Source organism: Streptococcus gwangjuense (genome assembly GCF_003627155.1).
In the GTDB taxonomy this organism is placed as follows: domain Bacteria; phylum Bacillota; class Bacilli; order Lactobacillales; family Streptococcaceae; genus Streptococcus; species Streptococcus gwangjuensis.
The window spans coordinates 1192000-1215929 of the sequence record NZ_CP032621.1 but is presented as its reverse complement, the minus strand read 5'-3'; the positions used below and the strand labels follow the sequence as shown (position 1 = coordinate 1215929).

At 40.6% G+C, this 23930-nt stretch carries 10 protein-coding genes; 8 read left to right on the top strand and 2 right to left on the bottom strand.

The annotated features are described in order from the left end of the window. Window positions 1–101: 101 nt before the first annotated feature. From D7D53_RS05885 to yaaA, 4 genes are all read left to right on the top strand, one after another. A complete protein-coding gene (locus tag D7D53_RS05885; RefSeq protein ID WP_120770421.1) occupies window positions 102–2798 on the top strand; it encodes a cation-translocating P-type ATPase in 2697 nt (898 codons plus the stop codon). A 116-nt stretch (window positions 2799–2914) separates the two neighbouring features. Then, window positions 2915–3325 (top strand): peptide deformylase, encoded by a 411-nt coding sequence (locus D7D53_RS05880; protein ID WP_120770420.1) that lies wholly within the window; start codon window positions 2915–2917, stop codon window positions 3323–3325. Window positions 3326–3336: 11 nt separating this feature from the next. Next, window positions 3337–4932 carry a hypothetical protein gene (locus D7D53_RS05875; RefSeq protein ID WP_120770419.1) on the top strand — a complete coding sequence of 532 codons (1596 nt, stop codon included), beginning with the start codon at window positions 3337–3339 and terminating at the stop codon, window positions 4930–4932. 75 nt (window positions 4933–5007) lie between these two features. Then, window positions 5008–5736, top strand: a complete 729-nt coding sequence (yaaA, locus tag D7D53_RS05870) for a peroxide stress protein YaaA (RefSeq protein ID WP_120770418.1) — start codon at window positions 5008–5010, stop codon at window positions 5734–5736. 51 nt (window positions 5737–5787) lie between these two features. On the opposite strand, the gene pclR is transcribed toward yaaA, so the two are convergent. After that, window positions 5788–7272, bottom strand: a complete 1485-nt coding sequence (pclR, locus tag D7D53_RS05865; RefSeq protein WP_020902505.1) for a virulence transcriptional activator PclR — start codon at window positions 7270–7272, stop codon at window positions 5788–5790. 217 nt (window positions 7273–7489) lie between these two features. On the opposite strand from pclR, the gene D7D53_RS10085 reads away from it, so the two are divergent. Together D7D53_RS10085 and D7D53_RS05855 are read left to right on the top strand one after the other, a co-directional pair. Then, a complete protein-coding gene (locus tag D7D53_RS10085; protein ID WP_120770417.1) occupies window positions 7490–17389 on the top strand; it encodes a mucin-binding protein in 9900 nt (3299 codons plus the stop codon). Window positions 17390–17538: 149 nt separating this feature from the next. Beyond that, the gene (locus D7D53_RS05855; protein ID WP_120770416.1) at window positions 17539–21336 is read left to right on the top strand and encodes a mucin-binding protein; all 3798 of its coding nucleotides are present in this window, start codon (window positions 17539–17541) and stop codon (window positions 21334–21336) included. 122 nt (window positions 21337–21458) lie between these two features. Here D7D53_RS05855 and D7D53_RS05850 read toward each other — a convergent pair whose 3' ends face one another. Beyond that, window positions 21459–22007 carry an NAD(P)H-dependent oxidoreductase gene (locus D7D53_RS05850; protein ID WP_120770415.1) on the bottom strand — a complete coding sequence of 183 codons (549 nt, stop codon included), beginning with the start codon at window positions 22005–22007 and terminating at the stop codon, window positions 21459–21461. 254 nt (window positions 22008–22261) lie between these two features. On the opposite strand from D7D53_RS05850, the gene D7D53_RS05845 reads away from it, so the two are divergent. Beyond that, window positions 22262–22750, top strand: a complete 489-nt coding sequence (locus tag D7D53_RS05845; RefSeq protein WP_162927878.1) for a cell wall elongation regulator TseB-like domain-containing protein — start codon at window positions 22262–22264, stop codon at window positions 22748–22750. After that, entirely contained in the window at window positions 22747–23925 is a 1179-nt protein-coding gene (locus D7D53_RS05840) for a pyridoxal phosphate-dependent aminotransferase (RefSeq protein ID WP_045607349.1), read from the top strand. The genes D7D53_RS05845 and D7D53_RS05840 overlap by 4 nt, the downstream gene beginning before the upstream one ends. The last annotated feature ends 5 nt before the right edge of the window (window positions 23926–23930 follow it).

Sequence of the window (23930 nt, the reverse complement as noted above, 5' to 3'; positions counted from 1 at the left end):
GCGAGACTTGTTATGATTAACAGGTCTCTTTTTGTTTGTCGTGAAAAGATACGATAAGAAAAAGAGAGCCTGTTTTGCACACAATGTCAAGGAGGAGACACATGTCAAAAGAACAAAAACGCCAAGCGTTTTATACTCAAAGTCCTGAAGAGGTCTTGAAGGCTGTGGATGCGACCGAGCAAGGTTTGTCATCAAGTGAGGCGGAAAAGCGCCTTGCCGAATTTGGCCACAATGAACTCGAAGAGGGTGAGAAACGATCAATCCTGGTCAAATTCATCGAGCAATTTAAGGATTTGATGATTATCATCCTAGTCGCGGCAGCTATCTTGTCAGTCGTGACCTCTGGTGGGGAAGATATTGCAGATGCCATTATTATCCTAGCAGTGGTTATTATCAACGCTGCCTTTGGTGTTTACCAAGAAGGAAAAGCAGAAGAAGCCATCGAAGCCCTCAAATCTATGTCAAGTCCAGCTGCTCGCGTTCTTCGTGATGGCCACATGGCAGAGATTGATTCAAAAGAATTGGTGCCTGGAGATATTGTTGCTCTTGAAGCAGGTGATGTGGTACCAGCGGACCTACGTTTGCTAGAAGCTAATTCTCTTAAAATCGAAGAAGCAGCCTTGACAGGTGAGTCTGTGCCAGTTGAAAAAGACTTGACAGTCGAGCTTGCGACAGATGCTGGTATTGGTGACCGTGTCAATATGGCCTTCCAAAACTCAAATGTGACCTATGGTCGTGGGATGGGTGTTGTTGTCAATACAGGTATGTACACTGAAGTCGGTCACATTGCTGGCATGCTCCAAGATGCGGATGAGACTGATACACCACTCAAACAAAACTTGAACAACCTTTCTAAGGTCTTGACCTATGCTATCTTGGTTATTGCCCTTGTTACTTTTGTAGTGGGTGTCTTCATTCAAGGGAAAAATCCACTTGGTGAGTTGATGACCTCTGTTGCGCTTGCCGTTGCAGCCATCCCAGAAGGACTTCCTGCAATCGTAACCATTGTTCTTGCCCTTGGTACTCAAGTTTTGGCTAAACGAAACTCTATCGTTCGTAAGTTGCCAGCAGTAGAAACACTTGGTTCAACAGAAATCATCGCTTCTGATAAGACTGGTACACTGACCATGAACAAGATGACCGTCGAAAAAGTTTTTTACGATGCGGTTCTACATGACTCAGCTGATGACATTGAACTAGGTCTTGAAATGCCACTACTTCGTTCAGTTGTTTTGGCCAATGATACGAAAATCGATGTGGAAGGCAACCTGATTGGTGACCCAACTGAAACAGCCTTTATCCAGTATGCCTTGGACAAGGGTTATGATGTTAAAGGATTTTTAGAGAAATATCCGCGTGTGGCTGAGTTGCCATTTGACTCTGACCGTAAGCTCATGTCAACAGTTCACCCGTTGCCAGATGGTAAATTTCTTGTAGCGGTCAAGGGTGCGCCAGACCAACTCTTGAAACGTTGTGTCCTTCGTGATAAGGCTGGGGATATTGCTCCGATTGATGACAAGGTTACAAACCTCATTCATACAAACAACTCTGAAATGGCCCACCAAGCCTTGCGTGTCCTTGCAGGTGCCTATAAGATTATCGATAGCATTCCAGAAAACCTGACTTCTGAAGAGCTTGAAAATGATTTAATCTTTACTGGTTTGATTGGGATGATTGACCCTGAACGTCCTGAGGCAGCTGAGGCTGTTCGTGTGGCTAAGGAAGCTGGAATTCGTCCAATTATGATTACAGGTGACCACCAAGACACTGCAGAAGCTATTGCCAAACGTTTGGGAATCATCGATGCAAATGATACAGAAGGCCACGTTTTAACTGGCGCTGAACTCAATGAACTGTCAGATGAAGACTTTGAAAAAGTGGTAGGCCAATACTCTGTTTATGCCCGTGTTTCTCCAGAACACAAGGTTCGTATTGTCAAGGCATGGCAAAAACAAGGTAAGGTCGTTGCCATGACAGGTGATGGTGTCAATGATGCGCCAGCTCTGAAAACAGCGGATATCGGTATCGGTATGGGAATCACTGGTACAGAGGTTTCTAAGGGTGCATCTGACATGATCCTTGCAGATGATAACTTTGCGACTATTATCGTTGCAGTGGAAGAAGGACGTAAGGTCTTCTCAAACATTCAAAAGACTATTCAGTATCTACTTTCTGCTAATACTGCTGAAGTATTAACTATCTTCCTATCAACCCTCTTTGGTTGGGACGTCTTGCAGCCAGTTCATCTTTTGTGGATCAACTTGGTAACCGATACTTTCCCAGCTATCGCTCTAGGTGTTGAACCTGCTGAGCCTGGTGTCATGAACCATAAACCACGTGGACGCAAGGCAAGCTTCTTCTCAGGTGGTGTTTTGAGTTCCATCATCTATCAAGGTGTACTCCAAGCAGCTATTGTTATGAGTGTTTATGGTCTTGCTCTTCTTTACCCAGTTCACGTGGGTGACAATCATGCCATTCATGCGGATGCCCTTACTATGGCCTTTGCAACCCTTGGTTTGATTCAGCTCTTCCATGCCTACAATGTCAAGTCTGTTTACCAATCCATCTTGACAGTTGGTCCATTCAAGTCTAAGACCTTTAACTGGTCCATCTTGGTATCCTTCATCCTTCTTATGGCAACCATCGTCGTAGAACCGCTTGAAGGTATCTTCCACGTAACCAAACTAGACTTGTCTCAATGGGGAATCGTTATGGCTGGAAGCTTCTCAATGATTATCATCGTCGAAATCGTTAAATTTATCCAACGTAAACTTGGTTTTGATAAGAATGCGATTTAAAAAGAAAAAGTCATCTTCGGATGGCTTTTTTTGCATTTGAGGGAAAGGGCTTGCAGTTGCCGTCTTTTGTGCTATAATTGCTATAATATAGTAAAAAGCAAGAGGAGTGAGCAGAAGTGGAAAAGAAAATTGTGAAGGATATTTTGTTTTTATCTCAGGTATCTCAGCCGGCAAGTCAGGATGATCTGTATCTCGCCAGAGATTTGCAGGATACACTCTTAGCAAATCGTGAGACTTGTGTCGGTCTGGCTGCCAATATGATTGGGGTGCAGAAGCGCGTGATTATCTTTAATCTTGGCTTGGTTCCTGTGGTCATGTTTAACCCAGTGCTCCTGTCCTCTGAAGGAACTTATGAGACAGAAGAAGGCTGTTTGTCCTTGACAGGTGTGAGACCGACTAAGCGTTATGAAACCATAAGGGTTGCCTATCGTGACAGCAAGTGGCAGGAACAAACCATTACCTTGACAGGCTTCCCAGCCCAGATTTGCCAGCATGAACTGGATCACTTGGAAGGACGAATCATTTAGGAGGAAAGCAAATGAAACGAATAGTCTTTGAACTGCTTTTTATCGCAACGACCTGGTATATCTTTTTACCACCTCTTAATCTGACCAGCTGGGAATTTCTCTTTTTCCTCTGTGGGCATTTGCTAATTGTGGCTATTTTATTTGGCTTTGGCAAGGGAATAAACCTGGTCAAAACAGTTCATGTGCGCCACGGTAAGGCGGAAGATGCTTTAAATCTAGAGGATTTCAAAATCAATCGGTTAGGGAAAATTCTTTTAGCTTCTATTGGAGGAATTCTTCTCTTGGCGGCTTTGGTTTCCTTGGTGACCTCCAGCATTTTTCAGGCTAAAAATTATGCTAATGTAGTCACAGTTACGGAAAAAGACTTTACTGAATTTCCTAAGAGTGATACCAGCAAGGTTCCTATTCTAGATAGAAGCACTGCTGAAAAAATTGGTGACCGCTACTTGGGTTCCCTAACGGATAAGGTATCGCAATACGTGGCGGCAGACACCTATACCCAACTGACGATTGATGGGAAACCTTATCGGGTTACACCGTTAGAATATGCAGACCCTATCAAATGGTTTAACAATCAAGCCAAGGGAATCGGTGAGTACATCAAGGTGGACATGGTAACTGGAAATGCGAATTTGGTGGACTTGAAGACACCAATCAAGTATTCTGACTCGGAGTATTTTAACCGTGATGTCAAACGCCACCTGCGCTTGAAGTACCCAACTAAAATCTTCAAGACTCCATCTTTTGAGGTGGACGATGAGGGCAATCCTTTCTATGTGGCTACAGTTTACCAAAAGCAATTTGGACTTGCGGTTCCCCGTCCTGTTTCAGTCATTATCTTGGATGCCACAAATGGAGAAACCAAGGAATATAGCTTATCAGATGTTCCAGAGTGGGTGGACAGGGTTTATCCAGCTGAGGAAACTATTGAGCAAATCAACTATAACGGTAAGTACAAGGATGGTTTTTGGAATGCCATGATTTCCAAGAAAAACGTGACCCAGACTACCAAGGGATATAATTATTTGTCTATCGGCAATGACATCTACCTCTACACAGGTGTGACATCAGCCAATGCAGATGAAAGTAATCTTGGTTTCATTCTTGAAAATATGCGAACAGGAGAGATCACGAAGTATAGTTTGGCTTCTGCGACCGAAGAATCAGCCCGTGAATCAGCCGAAGGTGCTGTTCAGGAGAAATCCTACAAGGCAACCTTCCCAATCCTCATCAACCTCAATGACAAGCCTCTATACATCATGGGCTTGAAGGACAATGCTGGCTTGGTCAAAGAGTACGCCCTGGTAGACGCAGTCGAGTACCAAAATGTTATCGTAGCTACGACAGTGGAAGAGCTACTCAGTAAGTACGCTAATAAAAACGACCTTGAGATTGATAATGCAACAATAGAAAGCATCAAGGGTGTGGTAGCAGACCTCAGATCAGCTGTTATCAAGGGTGATACCGTCTACTTCTTTAAAGTTGATGGCAAGATTTACAAGGTCAAGGCCTCTGTATCTGATGACCTCCCTTACCTCGAAAATGGTAAAACCTTCGAAGGTCAAGTAGGTAAAGACAATTATCTCAAGACATTTAAAGTGCAGTAAGAAAAACCTCGGTCAAACCGAGGTTTTTCAGATGAATTTCTTGGTTGTGGCTAAAAAATATGCTACACTATCAATATGAAAATTTTAATCCCAACAGCGAAAGAAATGAACACAGATTTGCCAAGTATCGAAGCTGCTCCTTTAAGACTAGAAAGTCAGGCTGTGCTGGATGCCTTGGCTCTCTATTCTGCTAGTCAATTGGAGAGTTTTTACAAGGTATCAGCAGAGAAGGCGGCGGAAGAATTTCAAAATATCCAAGATTTGAAAAGGCAAGCTGCTCAACACTACCCAGCCTTGAATCTATTTGATGGGCTTATGTACCGCCACATTAAGCGAGACAAACTGAACGATGCAGAACAGGCCTATCTTGAAAATCATGTCTTTATTACTTCGGCTTTGTACGGAGTCGTACCAGCCTTGTCACCCATAGCCCCTCACCGTTTGGACTTTTTGATGAAATTAAAGGTCGCTGGTAAGATTTTGAAGAGCCATTGGAAGCAAGCCTATGATGAGGCTGTGAAGCAGGAAGAAATGATTTTCTCTCTATTGTCATCCGAGTTTGAGACTGTATTTTCTAAGGAAATCAGAGAAAAAATGGTGACCTTCAAATTCATGGAGAATAGAGGTGGTCAGCTGAAGATTCACTCAACCATTTCCAAGAAAGCGCGTGGTGCCTTCCTGACAGCGCTGATAGAAAATCAAGTACAAACGGTGGAAGAAGCTCGTCGCTTAAGCTTTGCAGGATTTAACTACCGAGAAGACCTGTCCCAGCCACAGGAATTGGTTTTTGTTAAGGAAGTATAAAAAATAGATATAAGAAAAAAGTCAGCAGAATCATGCTGACTTTTTTCTAGTTTATAAAGTATTGGATATGTGAATCTCATTTGATAAACAGTTAAGATGATTGACCAAATCCATGATTTGGAGGTGGTTTCGGCAAATAAACTTCTTGGTAATTCCTGGAATATAGAAATTAGACACAATGATATCGTAGTCTGTCTGATTTAAAATCTCAGGGCTTGTTTCCAATTCATCCCAAGTATCAAAGGTGAATCGATTGTTACAATAGTATGTAAGCATATCCTTTAAAGTAAGTGATAGGGCGTGGTCAAAGTTACTGATAATCAAAACCTTGATAGGTGGTCGATTTTCTAACAACTGAGTAGAGAGGTTTTCAGCATGGGTTAAGATGGTGTACATCAAGTGTTCCAACTGTTCAGGATGGTCATGCTGTCCAATCGCTTGACGGTATTGAGTCAGTTCTTGACGCGCACTTCCCATAAATTCTGGGAAGTAAACTTCGAATTTTTTAATCGTCAATGCTTTTTGTTCAAATAAGATTGGGGTAGAAAATATTTCCTGTCTTTCAAAGAAAGCAGTGTTGTGTATATGCCAAATAAGCTCATCGCGATTGGTAAAAGTAATCTTATATTGTTTTGATAGGCGTTCTAATATTTGACTCAGTAATTGGTATGAGTATCTTGCCTCACGGTTTTCTTCTATAGAGTTGAAGAATTCTTGAGGATCTAAGAAAATGTTACTTTGAATAAAGGAAATAAAAATTTGAGCAATGATATCTGGAGTGATTTCAAGTCCCAATTTTTCAGAGAAATGGACAAGTATCTCCTCAAAGTTTGGAATACTCGCTAAAATAGGATAGTATTCTTCGTTAAAATGATTGGGTAAGTCGATGAAATGACCATTTTTGATGCGGTAAATACTGATAGCTAACATCAATTTATACATTCTATAAATTGAAAATCGCATTGGATAATTTGTGATTTTATAGAAGAAATCAGCAAATTCTGTTAAGTCCTCTTCAGGGATATCGGGGAAAGGCCAGTCTAGGAAATAATAACGCTCAGAGAAGTATTGGGCAAAAAAGTAACGAATATCGATCTCATTTCCACGTATCTCGGATGGAGTAAAAGATAATTCAATTTGAAACTGAGATGAAAGAACCTTTGTAATATTTCTGCCCAATCGATAGAGGTTGGCATTACTAGAGTGAAGATTTTCTATTGTTCGATAAATAGGTAGCCCCTCATTGAAGAACATATACTCTAGTAATTGAAAAGATTGAGAATTAGCAAGAAAATATTGATAAACATCTTCTACACTAGTGTTAACTTCTAAATCTATCATGATTCCGTTAACAGAAGATTGGATGTCAATAGATGGAAAGGCAAGACGTAATTCATTTAAATCATTTTTTAGAATTCGTTCTGTACATCCTAAATTGTCGGCAAGTTCATGTAATTTCATCCAATTACGATTCTGGATTAAGATCTCCATTAAACGTAGTTGTCTTTGATTTTTTGTGGATAAAAGGTTGCGCATGTAGGTAATTTCCTCCTTAATTCATTATATCATATTATCGTCTAAAGTGTACAAAAATGTTGTAGTAGAAAAAGTGTCTAGATTAAACAGAAAAATTAGAATAATATAAGTGGCTTTTAGATACAAAAAAAAAATATATTAATTGATTAGAAAATATTGATTTATATATCAAATAGTTGTAGAGTGAGAACTATAAAATACTATCTAGGAGTTCACAATGAAACATTCACATAAAAAATCATTTGACTGGTATAGCTTGCAACAAAGATACTCCATTCGGAAATATCACTTTGGTGCAGCGAGTGTTTTGCTCGGAACAGCCTTGGTCTTAGGAACCGCTGCCAATGCGCAAGCAGTACAAGCAGAGGAACATACCCCAGAAGCTACTAACAGTGTTTCTGTCGATAAGGTAGAAGAAGCTACCAAACCAGCAGAAGTTTCTACAGTTAAGAAAGAAACGACCTACGCAGCTCCAACGGTTGCTAATCCAGTAGAAGTAACTCCAGCTAAATCTGAAGATGCTAAAGCACCAGCAGAAAAAGTTGAAGAAGCTAAAATTCAGAGAGAAGAAGTATCTTCTAAAAATGCTGTTGATAAGTCAAAATTATCAGCGGCCCTTTTGCGCGCAGAAAAATTGGAGATTAAACTGTACACTGAAGAAAGTGTAAAGCGTCTTCAATCTAGTATACAATCTGCTAAAGAATTACTAAATAAAGCAGATGTGACAGAATCAGAATTATCTCAAGCAGAGTCTGAACTTCAGGCTGCAGTTATTGCTTTGGAACTTAGAGGGGCGACTACGACTAAAGTTATTGATAAAACTGAAGTAGTGAGCAAAATTGAATCTGCTGAAAAGAAAAATGCAGAATCAAAAGTAGCTGAACAAACTTCTGAAGTAGACAAAGAGTCAGAAGAAAAAGATAAAATTGCCTTAAAACCTGTAAAGGGGCTTCGAGTTGAAGATGCAAAGGCAAATAAAAAAGGCGGGTGGAATATTCCGTTAGATCAAGAAGCACGCTTAAGATTAAAGAGTGCTATTGAGGCTCATGCCGCACAAGGTAGTTCGCGTCGTCGGAAACGTGCTATCGGAGATTTGGATTATACCTTCAAGAAAGTTATGACCCCAGTTAATCCAGGTTTCTACGCAGATGCCAAGAGTGTTGATGAGTTAACAGTTAACCCAGACTATATAAATGAAACAGTTGTCAACGTTTGGTATAAAGACTTAGGTTATATCAATTTAGTCGACAAAGATGGACATTACATCAATTCAAATGGTGAAGTAGTAGAAAATAAAGAAGCGGCTGTCCGTAGACAATACAAAAATGATTTTAATGACACAACAAGAGCAGATGTAACTGAAATTCCTAATGCACCAGTTGGTTGGAAAATTAGTGACAATCAATCTATTCGTGGATATGATGCAGAAACAAAAACTATTGATCCAAACGACGATAATGATTTAGATGCTGTTGGTAAAGACTCTAATGTAGTCATTGAAAAAGAAAATCAAAAAGCTGTCATCCGTTACGTAAGCACTAACGGTAACCGTGTTCTCACAACAGATGAAGTAACAGGTAAGTCAGGAGAAGCCATTGCCTACAGCACAACAAGTCAAATCAATGAATTCAAGAAACAAGGCTATAACCTTGTTAGCGATGAATTCACAGCGGGTGGTGCTAAGGTTTATGACTACGATACAGCACGTGACCAAGTCTACACTGTAACTCTTTCAGAACGTGTTGAACCAGTTAATCCAGATAACCCAACTCCACAACCAAACACACCAGTTAATCCAGGACAACCAGATAGCCCACGTTGGCCAGGAACCGTTGAAAACTTGGATAACAAGGAAAGTGTTAGCCGTACCATCCATTACGTTTACGAAGATGGAAGTAAGGCTAAGGATGATGTAGTTGAAACACTGAACTTCAAACGTTGGAGTCGTATTAACCTAGTGACTGGTCAAATTTTCTTCCAAGACTGGACAACTAATGATGATACGTTTGATAAAGTAGTCTCTCCAACTATCGCAGGTTACACAGCGGATAAATCAGAAATCCCAGCTGTAAGTGGAGTGAAGGCTAAAGACCAAGACCGCGTTGAAACAGTTACTTACCGTAAGGATGTTCAAAAAGCTGTTATCCGTTATGTAAGTACTAATGGTAACCGTGTTCTCACAACAGATGAAGTGACAGGTAAGTCAGGTGAAGCCATTGCCTACAGCACAACAAGTCAAATCACAGAATTCAAGAAACAAGGCTATAAACTTGTTAGCGATGAATTCACATCAGGTGGTGCGAAGGTTTATGACTACGATACAGCACGTGACCAAGTCTACACTGTAACCCTTTCAGAACGTGTTGAACCAGTTAATCCAGATAACCCAACTCCACAACCAAACACACCAGTTAATCCAGGACAACCAGATAGCCCACGTTGGCCAGGAACCGTTGAAAACTTGGATAACAAGGAAAGTGTTAGCCGTACCATCCATTACGTTTACGAAGATGGAAGTAAGGCTAAGGATGATGTAGTTGAAACACTGAACTTCAAACGTTGGAGTCATATTAACCTAGTGACTGGTCATATTGACTTCCAAGACTGGACAACCAATGATGATACGTTTGATAAAGTGGTCTCTCCAACTATCGCAGGTTACACAGCGGATAAATCAGAAATTCCAGCTGTAAGCGGAGTGAAGGCTAAAGACCAAGACCGTGTTGAAACAGTCACTTACCGTAAGGATGCTCAAAAAGCTGTTATTCGTTACGTAAGCACTAACGGTAACCGTGTTCTCACAACAGATGAAGTGACAGGTAAGTCAGGTGAAGCCATTGCCTACAGCACAATAAGTCAAATCAATGAATTCAAGAAACAAGGCTACAACCTTGTTAGCGATGAATTCACAGCAGGTGGTGCTAAGGTTTATGACTACGATACAGCACGTGACCAAGTCTACACTGTAACCCTTTCAGAACGTGTTGAACCAGTTAACCCAGATAACCCAACTCCACAACCAAACACACCAGTCAATCCAGGACAACCAGATAGCCCACGTTGGCCAGCTAGTGTCCATGATTTGGATAACAAGGAAAGTGTTAGCCGTACCATCCATTATGTTTATGAAGACGGAAGCAAGGCTAAGGATGATGTAGTTGAAACACTGAACTTCAAACGTTGGAGTCGTATTAACCTAGTGACTGGTCAGATTTTCTTCCAAGACTGGACAACCAATGATGATACGTTTGATAAAGTGGTCTCTCCAAATATCGCAGGATACACAGCGGATAAATCAGAAATTCCAGCTGTAAGCGGAGTGAAGGCTAAAGACCAAGACCGTGTTGAAACAGTTACTTACCGTAAGGATGCTCAAAAAGCTGTTATCCGTTACGTAAGCACTAACGGTAACCGTGTTCTCACAACAGATGAAGTAACAGGTAAGTCAGGAGAAGCCATTGCCTACAGCACAACAAGTCAAATCACAGAGTTCAAGAAACAAGGCTATAACCTTGTTAGCGATGAATTCACAGCGGGTGGTGCTAAGGTTTATGACTACGATACAGCACGTGACCAAGTCTACACTGTAACCCTTTCAGAACGTGTTGAACCAGTTAACCCAGATAACCCAACTCCACAACCAAACACACCAGTTAATCCAGGACAACCAGATAGCCCACGTTGGCCAGGAACCGTTGAAAACTTGGATAACAAGGAAAGTGTTAGCCGTACCATCCATTACGTTTACGAAGATGGAAGTAAGGCTAAGGATGATGTAGTTGAAACACTGAACTTCAAACGTTGGAGTCGTATTAACCTAGTGACTGGTCATATTGACTTCCAAGACTGGACAACCAATGATGATACGTTTGATAAAGTGGTCTCTCCAACTATCGCAGGTTACACAGCGGATAAATCAGAAATTCCAGCTGTAAGCGGAGTGAAGGCTAAAGACCAAGACCGTGTTGAAACAGTTACTTACCGTAAGGATGCTCAAAAAGCTGTTATCCGTTACGTAAGCACTAACGGTAACCGTGTTCTTACAACAGATGAAGTGACAGGTAAGTCAGGTGAAGCCATTGCCTACAGCACAACAAGTCAAATCACAGAATTCAAGAAACAAGGCTATAAGCTTGTTAGCGATGAATTCACAGCGGGTGGTGCGAAGGTTTATGACTACGATACAGCACGTGACCAAGTCTACACTGTAACCCTTTCAGAACGTGTTGAACCAGTTAACCCAGATAACCCAACTCCACAACCAAACACACCAGTTAATCCAGGACAACCAGATAGCCCACGTTGGCCAGGAACCGTTGAAAACTTGGATAACAAGGAAAGTGTTAGCCGTACCATCCATTACGTTTACGAAGATGGAAGCAAGGCTAAGGATGATGTAGTTGAAACACTGAACTTCAAACGTTGGAGCAATGTCAACTTGGTAACAGGTCATATTGACTTCCAAGACTGGACAACTAATGATGATACGTTTGATAAAGTGGTCTCTCCAAATATCGCAGGTTACACAGCGGATAAATCAGAAATCCCAGCTGTAAGCGGAGTTCAAGCGAAAGACCAAGACCGTGTTGAAACAGTTACTTACCGTAAGGATGCTCAAAAAGCTATTATCCGTTACGTAAGCACTAACGGTAACCGTGTTCTCACAACAGATGAAGTGACAGGTAAGTCAGGTGAAGCCATTGCCTACAGCACAATAAGTCAAATCAATGAATTCAAGAAACAAGGCTACAACCTTGTTAGCGATGAATTCACAGCAGGTGGTGCTAAGGTTTATGACTACGATACAGCACGTGACCAAGTCTACACTGTAACCCTTTCAGAACGTGTCGAACCAGTTAACCCAGATAACCCAACTCCACAACCAAACACACCAGTCAATCCAGGACAACCAGATAGCCCACGTTGGCCAGCTAGTGTCCATGATTTGGATAACAAGGAAAGTGTTAGCCGTACCATCCATTATGTTTATGAAGACGGAAGCAAGGCTAAGGATGATGTAGTTGAAACACTGAACTTCAAACGTTGGAGTCGTATTAACCTAGTGACTGGTCAGATTTTCTTCCAAGACTGGACAACCAATGATGATACGTTTGATAAAGTGGTCTCTCCAAATATCGCAGGATACACAGCGGATAAATCAGAAATTCCAGCTGTAAGCGGAGTGAAGGCTAAAGACCAAGACCGTGTTGAAACAGTTACTTACCGTAAGGATGCTCAAAAAGCTGTTATCCGTTACGTAAGCACTAACGGTAACCGTGTTCTCACAACAGATGAAGTAACAGGTAAGTCAGGAGAAGCCATTGCCTACAGCACAACAAGTCAAATCACAGAGTTCAAGAAACAAGGCTATAACCTTGTTAGCGATGAATTCACAGCGGGTGGTGCTAAGGTTTATGACTACGATACAGCACGTGACCAAGTCTACACTGTAACCCTTTCAGAACGTGTTGAACCAGTTAACCCAGATAACCCAACTCCACAACCAAACACACCAGTTAATCCAGGACAACCAGATAGCCCACGTTGGCCAGGAACCGTTGAAAACTTGGATAACAAGGAAAGTGTTAGCCGTACCATCCATTACGTTTACGAAGATGGAAGTAAGGCTAAGGATGATGTAGTTGAAACACTGAACTTCAAACGTTGGAGTCGTATTAACCTAGTGACTGGTCATATTGACTTCCAAGACTGGACAACCAATGATGATACGTTTGATAAAGTGGTCTCTCCAACTATCGCAGGTTACACAGCGGATAAATCAGAAATTCCAGCTGTAAGCGGAGTGAAGGCTAAAGACCAAGACCGTGTTGAAACAGTTACTTACCGTAAGGATGCTCAAAAAGCTGTTATCCGTTACGTAAGCACTAACGGTAACCGTGTTCTTACAACAGATGAAGTGACAGGTAAGTCAGGTGAAGCCATTGCCTACAGCACAACAAGTCAAATCACAGAATTCAAGAAACAAGGCTATAAGCTTGTTAGCGATGAATTCACAGCGGGTGGTGCGAAGGTTTATGACTACGATACAGCACGTGACCAAGTCTACACTGTAACCCTTTCAGAACGTGTTGAACCAGTTAACCCAGATAACCCAACTCCACAACCAAACACACCAGTTAATCCAGGACAACCAGATAGCCCACGTTGGCCAGGAACCGTTGAAAACTTGGATAACAAGGAAAGTGTTAGCCGTACCATCCATTACGTTTACGAAGATGGAAGCAAGGCTAAGGATGATGTAGTTGAAACACTGAACTTCAAACGTTGGAGCAATGTCAACTTGGTAACAGGTCATATTGACTTCCAAGACTGGACAACTAATGATGATACGTTTGATAAAGTGGTCTCTCCAACTATCGCAGGTTACACAGCGGATAAATCAGAAATTCCAGCTGTAAGCGGAGTGAAGGCTAAAGACCAAGACCGTGTTGAAACAGTTACTTACCGTAAGGATGCTCAAAAAGCTGTTATCCGTTACGTAAGCACTAACGGTAACCGTGTTCTTACAACAGATGAAGTGACAGGTAAGTCAGGTGAAGCCATTGCCTACAGCACAACAAGTCAAATCACAGAATTCAAGAAACAAGGCTATAAGCTTGTTAGCGATGAATTCACAGCGGGTGGTGCGAAGGTTTATGACTACGATACAGCACGTGACCAAGTCTACACTGTAACCCTTTCAGAACGTGTTGAACCAGTTAACCCAGATAACCCAACTCCACAACCAAACACACCAGTTAATCCAGGACAACCAGATAGCCCACGTTGGCCAGGAACCGTTGAAAACTTGGATAACAAGGAAAGTGTTAGCCGTACCATCCATTACGTTTACGAAGATGGAAGCAAGGCTAAGGATGATGTAGTTGAAACACTGAACTTCAAACGTTGGAGCAATGTCAACTTGGTAACAGGTCATATTGACTTCCAAGACTGGACAACTAATGATGATACGTTTGATAAAGTGGTCTCTCCAACTATCGCAGGTTACACAGCGGATAAATCAGAAATCCCAGCTGTAAGCGGAGTTCAAGCGAAAGACCAAGACCGTGTTGAAACAGTTACTTACCGTAAGGATGCTCAAAAAGCTATTATCCGTTACGTAAGCACTAACGGTAACCGTGTTCTCACAACAGATGAAGTGACAGGTAAGTCAGGTGAAGCCATTGCCTACAGCACAATAAGTCAAATCACAGAATTCAAGAAACAAGGCTACAACCTTGTTAGCGATGAATTCACAGCAGGTGGTGCTAAGGTTTATGACTACGATACAGCACGTGACCAAGTCTACACTGTAACCCTTTCAGAACGTGTCGAACCAGTTAACCCAGATAACCCAACTCCACAACCAAACACACCAGTCAATCCAGGACAACCAGATAGCCCACGTTGGCCAGCTAGTGTCCATGATTTGGATAACAAGGAAAGTGTTAGCCGTACCATCCATTATGTTTATGAAGACGGAAGCAAGGCTAAGGATGATGTAGTTGAAACACTGAACTTCAAACGTTGGAGTCGTATTAACCTAGTGACTGGTCAGATTTTCTTCCAAGACTGGACAACCAATGATGATACGTTTGATAAAGTGGTCTCTCCAAATATCGCAGGATACACAGCGGATAAATCAGAAATTCCAGCTGTAAGCGGAGTGAAGGCTAAAGACCAAGACCGTGTTGAAACAGTTACTTACCGTAAGGATGCTCAAAAAGCTATTATCCGTTACGTAAGCACTAACGGTAACCGTGTTCTCACAACAGATGAAGTGACAGGTAAGTCAGGAGAAGCCATTGCCTACAGCACAATAAGTCAAATCAATGAATTCAAGAAACAAGGCTACAACCTTGTTAGCGATGAATTCACAGCGGGTGGTGCTAAGGTTTATGACTACGATACAGCACGTGACCAAGTCTACACTGTAACCCTTTCAGAACGTGTCGAACGTGTAACACCGAAAGATCCTAAACCACAACCAAACACCCCAGTCAATCCAGGACAACCAAATACACCAAATTGGCCACGTACTGTCGAGAGAATGGAGAAATTGACTCAAACAATAACTCGTCGTATCAACTTCCGTTACCTTAAAAATGGAAAAGCTGCATATGGAACGATTGATCAACATATCAGCTATGAAAGAAATGCTCTTGTGAATTTGGTTTCTGGTGATATCAATTATGAACAATGGAAGATTACTGGTATTAAAAACCAAGATGTTGTAGCTCCAGTAGCATCTCAACCATCAGCTACAACTCCTACAGTAGCAAATAACAGTGTAACAAGAGTTGTAAGATCATCTAGTGTAAGACTAGCTTTATCTCCACAAGTTACTAATTCTCAAGAGTCTCCATTAGGCTTAACTGTGACAGAAAATGGTGAGCGTTCAGTACGTCGTTCATCAAGAGGTAAACGTGCCACTGTAGCAGAGCCAGATAGTTCAACTAATTCAGAAGCTGATTCATCTGTTAATGCAGTGTTCAAAGCAGTACGAACTCCTATTACACCAAAATTCTATGCTACTGTGAATAAAGTAGGAACGATGGAGGTTAACCCAAATTCTCCTCAAGATACAGAAGTTAATGTTGACTTGAAAGAAATGGGACGTATTGTAGCAGTCAATAATAAAGGACAATATATCAATGAACAAGGAGAGGTTGTACAAAACATTGAAGACGCTCTCTATAAGTACTATGATAATGATCCAAACGATGCAACAAAAGCAGCGGAAACAAAAATTCCTGCGGCTCCAAAATTCCATGTATTAAATAATACGCAACCAACTGTTTGGGGATATAATATTGTTGACAAGACAATCGAACCAAATGATGAATCTGATCCTGATCGCATCGGAAAAGATACCTTTGTAACATATAATGAAATTATTGATCCAGTATCTAAGGAAACAAACCAAACGGTAAGCTTTGCTGGTGCAGGTTCTGCAACTCCTAAAGATAATGTGCAAAATGATTTTATCTTCAAGGGATCATATAATGAAGCAACTAAAGAAACGACTTGGGAAAACAAGAACCATACCTATGGAACAGTTAAAGTACCAGTTGTGACAGGGTATTTTGCTGATAAAGCAGAAGCTGGTGGCAAGACAGTTACGCCAGATTTACCAAAAGCAACAGATACAGTTACATATAAAGTTTTGGGTAAAATCATTCCAGTAGATGCTTCTGGAAATGTAATTGCAAATGCTCCTCAACCCCAATACCTGAATGATGCAAATGATCCTCGTAAAGCTGGAGAAACAGCAGTACCTGAAATTGTAGGCTACAAACCAGAGCGTACAAGTGTTACACCTGAAAATCCAGGTGAAGATACAAAGGTAACTTACGTCAAGACAGAACAAGTTGCAGTTGTTCGTTACATAGATGTTGATAACAAGAATGAAGTCGTTCATACAGACAATATTACTGGTAAATCAGGAGAAAAGATTGCCTATACGACAGAAACTGTTTTGAAATCGTTGCTTGAAAAAGGGTACTTATTACAGGAAGATGGTTTCCCTGCAGATGCAACTTTTGATACAGATGAAACAAAAGTTCAAGAATATACAGTTCTATTGAAACATAAAATCACTGTTAAAAAAGACACTCCAAAAGTTGTGGAAAGAACGATTCATTATGTATTTGCAGATGGTACAAAAGCAAGTGAAGATCATCATGAACAAGTAAGCTTTTCACGTATGCTGAGTATCGATAATGTAACAGGTAAGACTACAAGTACATCTTGGGTTTCTGAAGATGGAGTGACAAGTTTTGAAGAAGTGGTGTCTCCAACCATTGCAGGCTACAAACCTGATCTTGCTAAAGTAGATTCGGTTCAAGGAATTACAGCAGAAACGGATAATCAAGTTGTAACTGTAACTTATAGAAATGTTCAACCAATTCCACAAGTTACGCCAACTCCGGTTCCAACGCCAGCTCCAGCTCCAAAAGTGCCGTCAGCAGTTCCAACGCCAACCCCAGCTCCAAAAGATGGAGAAAAAGACCTTCCAAAAACTGCAGGTCACTCTTCTGGTATGGCTCAAGCTCTAGGAGTACTTGGCTTAATTGCTGGATTCAGTTTAGTTGGAAAAGCAAAACGAGATGAATAAAATCAAAACAAAACTCTAGACAACAAAATATTGAAGTGTAGTGTTTTAGGGAGTGAGAATGTATGTCAATACAGCATCAATTCCACTCCCTTTTTTATCATAAAAAGTTAGAGAGAAAATATATGTATTCAAGAGTAAAACGGAATCAAATGAATAAGGTAAACAAGTATTCCATTAGAAAATCAAGTTTTGGTGCAGTATCTGTTGCTGTAGCTGCTTTGATGGTTTTTGGTACTTATTCAAATGTGAGTGCAGATGAACAGAAAGTAGATTCACATCGCACGGAAAAAGAAGAACAAAAAGTCTCTGAAAAACCAGAAGAGACCAAGCAAGAGAAATCTGAGGAAAAAATAGCAGAATTACCTTCAACTCTTCAAGATCCAGTTTTGGAAAAAGAAGAATTAGATATCAATGCTTTTCTTAAGAAGGAAGCAGAATCTAAGGCAGCATCTGAGACAAAAACTTCTGACTCAAAAGAATTCACTTCTAAAGAAGTTAAGTCTAGTGAAGAAAAAACTACCTCATCTACTTCAAGTGAGAAGATAAAAGAAGAATTAGTCGAAAAAACTACCTTGGAACAGGTTGTATCAGAAGCAGAAGTTTTAAATCAAGTTGCTGTTCGTTATGCTCAAGAAGCAGATCGTAAAGCTGAAGAAAAAGCCTTGGTTCAAGAAGCTGTTAAGGCAGTAACAATTCAGATTTCACAATCAAAAGCCTTGTTGAAAGATTCATCTGTTAGTGCAGAAAATCTTAAGACTCAATTAAATCAACTGTATTCAGCTATTGAAACAGTTTATACTGAGTTGCAACGTGCAGGACACGGCAAGAAAATTAGTGCTAGTCTATCGCCAACTCAAACACAGGATGTAGCTATCGATAATGGAAATATTATTGCCAGTGGTACAATTGACATGGCCGACCGTGTAACTTCAACAGGTATTGCTGATTATCGCTTCCAATTAAAATTTAAAAATGGTACCTATCATAAGGGGGATATCTTTACAATTGGTTTGAAGGAATTGCCACAAGATAATAATCTTCCTCAAAAATTGGTTGCTGAAGGTAAAGTTTTTGCAGAACGAGTGAGTTTGGTTCAGAAAAATGATAATGCCAAAGCTGGAAGCCTTTCATATTGGGCTTCACGTGGAGACCGTGACGTTGCTCTGGACACAAAAGAATCATGGGATTTAGTTGACAAAGGAAGTCATATTGAAGCAACTTATCGTTTCACTGATGAAATTGAACGTCTAGATGATGTTACTTTTGAACTTCAATACAGAGGTGGAATTCGTTATCCTCGAGTGAACGTGGATAAGTCTGTAACCGGTGTTATTTCAGTTAATGGTCAAAATGTAGTCACTAAGAATTACACTGTGATTAAAACAGATATAGGAGCACCTAAAGTTTATGATACACCAGCTACAGCTAACTTCACAGGTGATGTTATGTTGGATGATGACGGTAGTATCAAAACATATAACAGCACTCTTCGTATCGGAACATGGAAATCAAACTTTAGTGCAGGGACCCGTTTCACCGTTCGAATCAATGACACAGAATTCAATAAGTTTGCTACAGTAGGTGAATTTATTGAACGTGGTGCCCACAACGTCGAAATGACAAATACTAGCCCTGATACATCAAGAACAAGGGTAAATCGCCATAATGTTATTTTGGAAGCACCTCGTGAAGAACCAGGTCAACATGCAAAATTTAAGATTCTTAAGGCTGCTGATAATGAATTAACCTTTGAACTCGTTTCTGGAAAGATGTTGGCTGGCAGAACCTATGTATTACGTACAAAAGACTTTGGAGTTGACCGTGTTCCAACAGGTCATACAGTTGATTATTTGAATGAAGCTAAAAATGGTTTTAAATCGAATGTACCTGGGACATTGACTGTTGTTGATGCCAAAGGTAAAAATCTTACAGACCAATACGAACAAGCTGCTGATTCTGACTGGAAAATTGCCAACCCAGATATGGTTAAAACAGGTGGGCGCCTTGTCTATGGAGATGTAGCAGTTCGCTTTGTTGATACTCAAGGAAAAATGCTTCTTCCTGCCATTGCAGCGGTGGAAAATGGAGGTATCCTTCAAGATAAATTTACTACTGTAAGACCATCTACCAAAATTGATACTAGCTATGTAGCTACTTTGGAGAGAAATACAACTGAGACAGAAGTTCAAGACAACAAGGGAATTCAAACAACATCTATCACAGCACCTTATCTATTACATTCACCAAATGGTAAATATTATGTCTTCAAAGAGTATGCACAGAATGATCGCTTTTATAGTAATACGAAGACATCTGGTACGATTACACGAGCTCAAGCCAACGTGGTAGCTGTGTACGAAGAAGCTAAATTTGGTAAAGTTGATATTCAATATCGTGATAAAACAAGTCAAGCTATTTTAGAAACATTCAATACACCACATGATAAGAGTACAAAACTCATTAACTTGTTGGGGAATAATTATGATGTGACTGCTAAAGTTCCTGAACGTTTCGAAAAAGATGGTGTAGTATATGTCTTGTCACAAACACCTGCTAATAGTAAGGGACATTTGACACAGGATGATATCCATGTTGTTTATGATTATCTTGCTCAACAAAAGGCGTATGTTAAATACCTTAATCAAACAGAAACAAGTCCTAAAGTTTTAGGAAATGTGGACAGTGTAGTTGGTCTTCCAGGTGAAACAATTGCTTATAATTCAAAAAATCGTATTAATCAATACCTAAAACAAGGATATGAATTAGTACATGATGGTTTTGCAAATGCTAATGACAAACGCTTTGACAGTGAAAAACAAACTGATCAAGTATTCTCAGTTCAATTAATCGAAAAAGTTGTGACTGTCACAGCAGATGATTCTAAACCAATTGCTGGAAATCCATTGGTAGCAGGAGATGCATTGACACCTGTTTGGCCTAAATCGGTTGAAAACTTAGATACACTGAGAAAAATGACCAAGCAGACGATTCACTACAAATATCAAAAAGATGGTAAACAAGCTTTCAAAGATGTAGTTCGATCTGTAGTTTTTGAAAGAGTGGCGAGAGTTAACCTCGTTACTGGTGTAATTATTTATGATAATTGGAAAATCACAAGAATTGATGATAAACCAGTAGCGTCAGTAGATACGACTGTTCATAAACCAAATGTCACTCCACAAGGAGTAACAACTATTGTAGCAACTCCTTCTAGTCTAGGTAATGGAATTTCTATCAAACCAGTTTTGACTGTTCCGAATCCAGTTGTTGCATCATCACCAATTGTTGCAAAACCCGTTGTACCGGTCAAACCAGTAACACCGGTTAAACCAGCAGTGTCAACTCCGGTTAAGCCAGCGCCTGTAGTTCAACCAAAACCAGTGATACCGGTCAAACCAGCAGCACCAGCACCGGTAACACCGGTTAAACCGGCAGTATCTACTCCAGCTACACCAACACCTGTAGTTCAACCAAAACCGGTAGCGACTACTGATTCAAAACCTAGCTTAACTCCAGCTGAAGCCTTGGCTTCAATTAAACCAACAGATTTTTCTTCACAAACATCTGTTAATAAGAAAACAGAGACAAAACCTGTTCCTGGTGGAGCGGCTACGACTACAACTACAACGACAACCACTGTTACCTCAAATGCAGCAACAGCGGGTCCAACAACACCGATTGTCACTATCACAACAAATGAAACCGAAACTCATTCAGAGGTGACAAGTGTCATTCATACAGGAAATACGAGCCATACTCATGTGGTCGGAGTTGTTACAAAACCAAATGTAATTGTTAGTCATCCAAAACCAAGTGTTCAGCCTAAACCGCATTTAACGAGACCTCATCATGGACCAGTACACCACGTTCCTTCACGTCCAGGTAAACAAGTTAAACCAATCAGAACTGGACCAGGAACTCGTGGTCATGCTAGAAGACATCGTTAAATTAAAAAAATGTCAATACTGATTTAACTAATAGGATAGTGTTAGATAGCACAAAAAAATGAGCAACTTTTAATTTAAAGTTGCTCATTTTGATATTAAAGACTTTTTAAACTATCTATTTTTTACTGAATTGCTGCGACCAAGTCTTGAGCTTGTTTCTCAAGTGAGTTTAGGACTGATTCTTCGAGAACCAATTTTCCATCTGCCCAAGCAGAGTCATTGACACGTGCAGCAGTGAAATCACCAACGACTTGTGTACGGATAAATGGCAAGAGGTCTTTGTAGATAGCGAAAAGTTGATCGTGACCTGCATTGGCTACAGATGATACGGTGACAAACTTGTCTTGAAGGGCAGAAGCGCCGCGTGTATCAGACAAGTCAAGGGCACGAGATAGCCAGTCGAGCAAGTTCTTCACTGTTCCAGGTATAGAGAAGTTGTAGACTGGAGAGAAGATCCAGATAGCATCCGCAGCGAGAACCGCTTCACGAGCAGCAGCTACAGCTGGATGAGTTGGTACTTCAAAATCTTGGCTAAAGAGGGGAAGGGCTGAATAATCGAGGTAACTAACTTCTGCTTTACCAGCAAGTGCTTTCTCAGCTTCGAGGGCCATTTGGTGGTTGAAAGAACCTTGGCGTAGTGATCCGACGATAAATAATACTTTTTTAGACATGATATGTCTCCTTTTTCTTAAATTTCCGAGAACTCTCTCGTTGTTATGAAATATATTACAACAATCCAAAACAACTTGCAAGAAATCTGCTCAGACTTTATTTGAAAATTATAAAATTACTGAAACTCTAGTCACTTGCGACTGGAAAAGTAAGAACTGTTTTTTGGATTCTGGTTTGCTTTGAAGGAAGAAATAAAGTGCGATTGTTCTTGCATTCACTTGTAATAAAGCCCAATAGATGGTAAAATAGACGAGTGAAAAAAAGACAAAATAAAGCAAAAAATAATCTACTGTGGCAGTATGGTCTAGGGATGACGATTTTGTTTGTGGTTATCAGTGCTTCCTTTCTGTATCTGGTTTCTCTCGGCATGAAACCCTATCAAACAGCTAAAAGTGAAGGAGAAAAATTAGCTCAGCAGTATGCAGGATTAGAGCAGGTTGATCAGGTTGATTTATACAATGGCTTGGAATCTTACTACAGCGTTCTTGGACGTAATAAACAGCAAGAAACGCTTGCTGTCCTGATTGGGAAAGATGACCATAAGATTTACGTTTATCAGCTAAATCAAGGTGTTTCACAAGAAAAAGCAGAAGCTGTTTCTAAGGAAAAAGGAGCTGGCGAGATTGACAAGATTACCTTTGGCCGTTATCAAGATAAGCCAATCTGGGAAGTCAAGTCAGACTCTGATTTTTATCTAGTAGATTTTGAAACAGGAGCATTGCTCAATAAGGAGGGCCTATGAAACTATCCAACCGTGTTTTAGAAATGGAAGAAAGTGTTACTTTAGCTAGTGATGCGAGAGCAAAAAAATTAAAAGCTCAAGGTAAGGATGTCCTTTTCTTGACCTTGGGACAACCAGATTTTCACACTCCTGAAAATATTCAGGATGCAGCAGTTAAAGCTATTCGAGAAGGACAGGCTTCCTTCTATACAGTAGCTTCAGGCCTACCAGAATTAAAAGCTGCGGTGAATACCTACTTCGAGCGCTACTATGGCTATTCTGTCGCAAGTAACGAGGTTACCTTTGCTACAGGTGCCAAGTTCTCCCTCTATACTTTCTTTATGGCTGTAATCAATCCTTTAGATGAGGTTATTATTCCAACTCCATACTGGGTTAGTTATGGAGATCAGGTCAAGATGGCAGAAGGGATTCCAGTCTTTGTTCAAGCTAAAGAAGACAATGATTTTAAAGTCACGGTGGATCAACTAGAACTAGTTAGGACAGATAAGACAAAGGTTTTGGTTCTCAATTCACCATCTAATCCGACTGGTATGATCTATACTCGTGAAGAATTACTAGCTATCGGAAATTGGGCAGTTGAGCATGACATTCTGATTTTAGCTGATGATATATACGGTCGCCTTGTTTATAATGGAAATGAATTTGTTCCAATCTCAAGTCTATCAGAAGCAATTCGTAAGCAAACCATTGTTATCAACGGTGTATCTAAGGCCTATGCCATGACGGGTTGGCGAGTTGGTTATGCGGTAGGTGATCCTGAAATCATTGCAGCTATGAGTAAATTGACGGGACAAACAACTTCAAATTTGACATCTGTTTCTCAATATGCGGCTATTGAAGCCTTAACAGGACCACAGGATTCTGTCGATATCATGCGTCAAGCTTTTGAGGAGCGTCTCAATACCATTTATCCGCTATTATGTGAGGTCCCTGGTTTTGAAGTCGTTAAGCCACAAGGAGCCTTCTACCTCTTCCCAAATGTTAAAAAAGCCATGGAGATGAAAGGTTATACGGATGTGACTGACTTTACAACAGCTATTCTTGAGGAAGTTGGTTTGGCACTCATAACAGGAGCAGGATTCGGAGCGCCAGAAAATGTGCGCCTCAGCTATGCGACAGATCTAGACACACTTAAAGAAGCAGTTAAACGCTTGAAAGCATTTATGGAAAAATAAAAAAG

Coding starts and splice junctions, on each gene's coding strand:
- D7D53_RS05885 (WP_120770421.1), top strand. CDS start 102: ATGTCAAAAGAACAAAAACGCCAAGCGTTTTATACTCAAAGTCCTGAA.
- D7D53_RS05875 (WP_120770419.1), top strand. CDS start 3,337: ATGAAACGAATAGTCTTTGAACTGCTTTTTATCGCAACGACCTGGTAT.
- yaaA (WP_120770418.1), top strand. CDS start 5,008: ATGAAAATTTTAATCCCAACAGCGAAAGAAATGAACACAGATTTGCCA.
- pclR (WP_020902505.1), bottom strand. CDS start 7,272: ATGCGCAACCTTTTATCCACAAAAAATCAAAGACAACTACGTTTAATG.
- D7D53_RS10085 (WP_120770417.1), top strand. CDS start 7,490: ATGAAACATTCACATAAAAAATCATTTGACTGGTATAGCTTGCAACAA.
- D7D53_RS05855 (WP_120770416.1), top strand. CDS start 17,539: ATGAATAAGGTAAACAAGTATTCCATTAGAAAATCAAGTTTTGGTGCA.
- D7D53_RS05850 (WP_120770415.1), bottom strand. CDS start 22,007: ATGTCTAAAAAAGTATTATTTATCGTCGGATCACTACGCCAAGGTTCT.
- D7D53_RS05840 (WP_045607349.1), top strand. CDS start 22,747: ATGAAACTATCCAACCGTGTTTTAGAAATGGAAGAAAGTGTTACTTTA.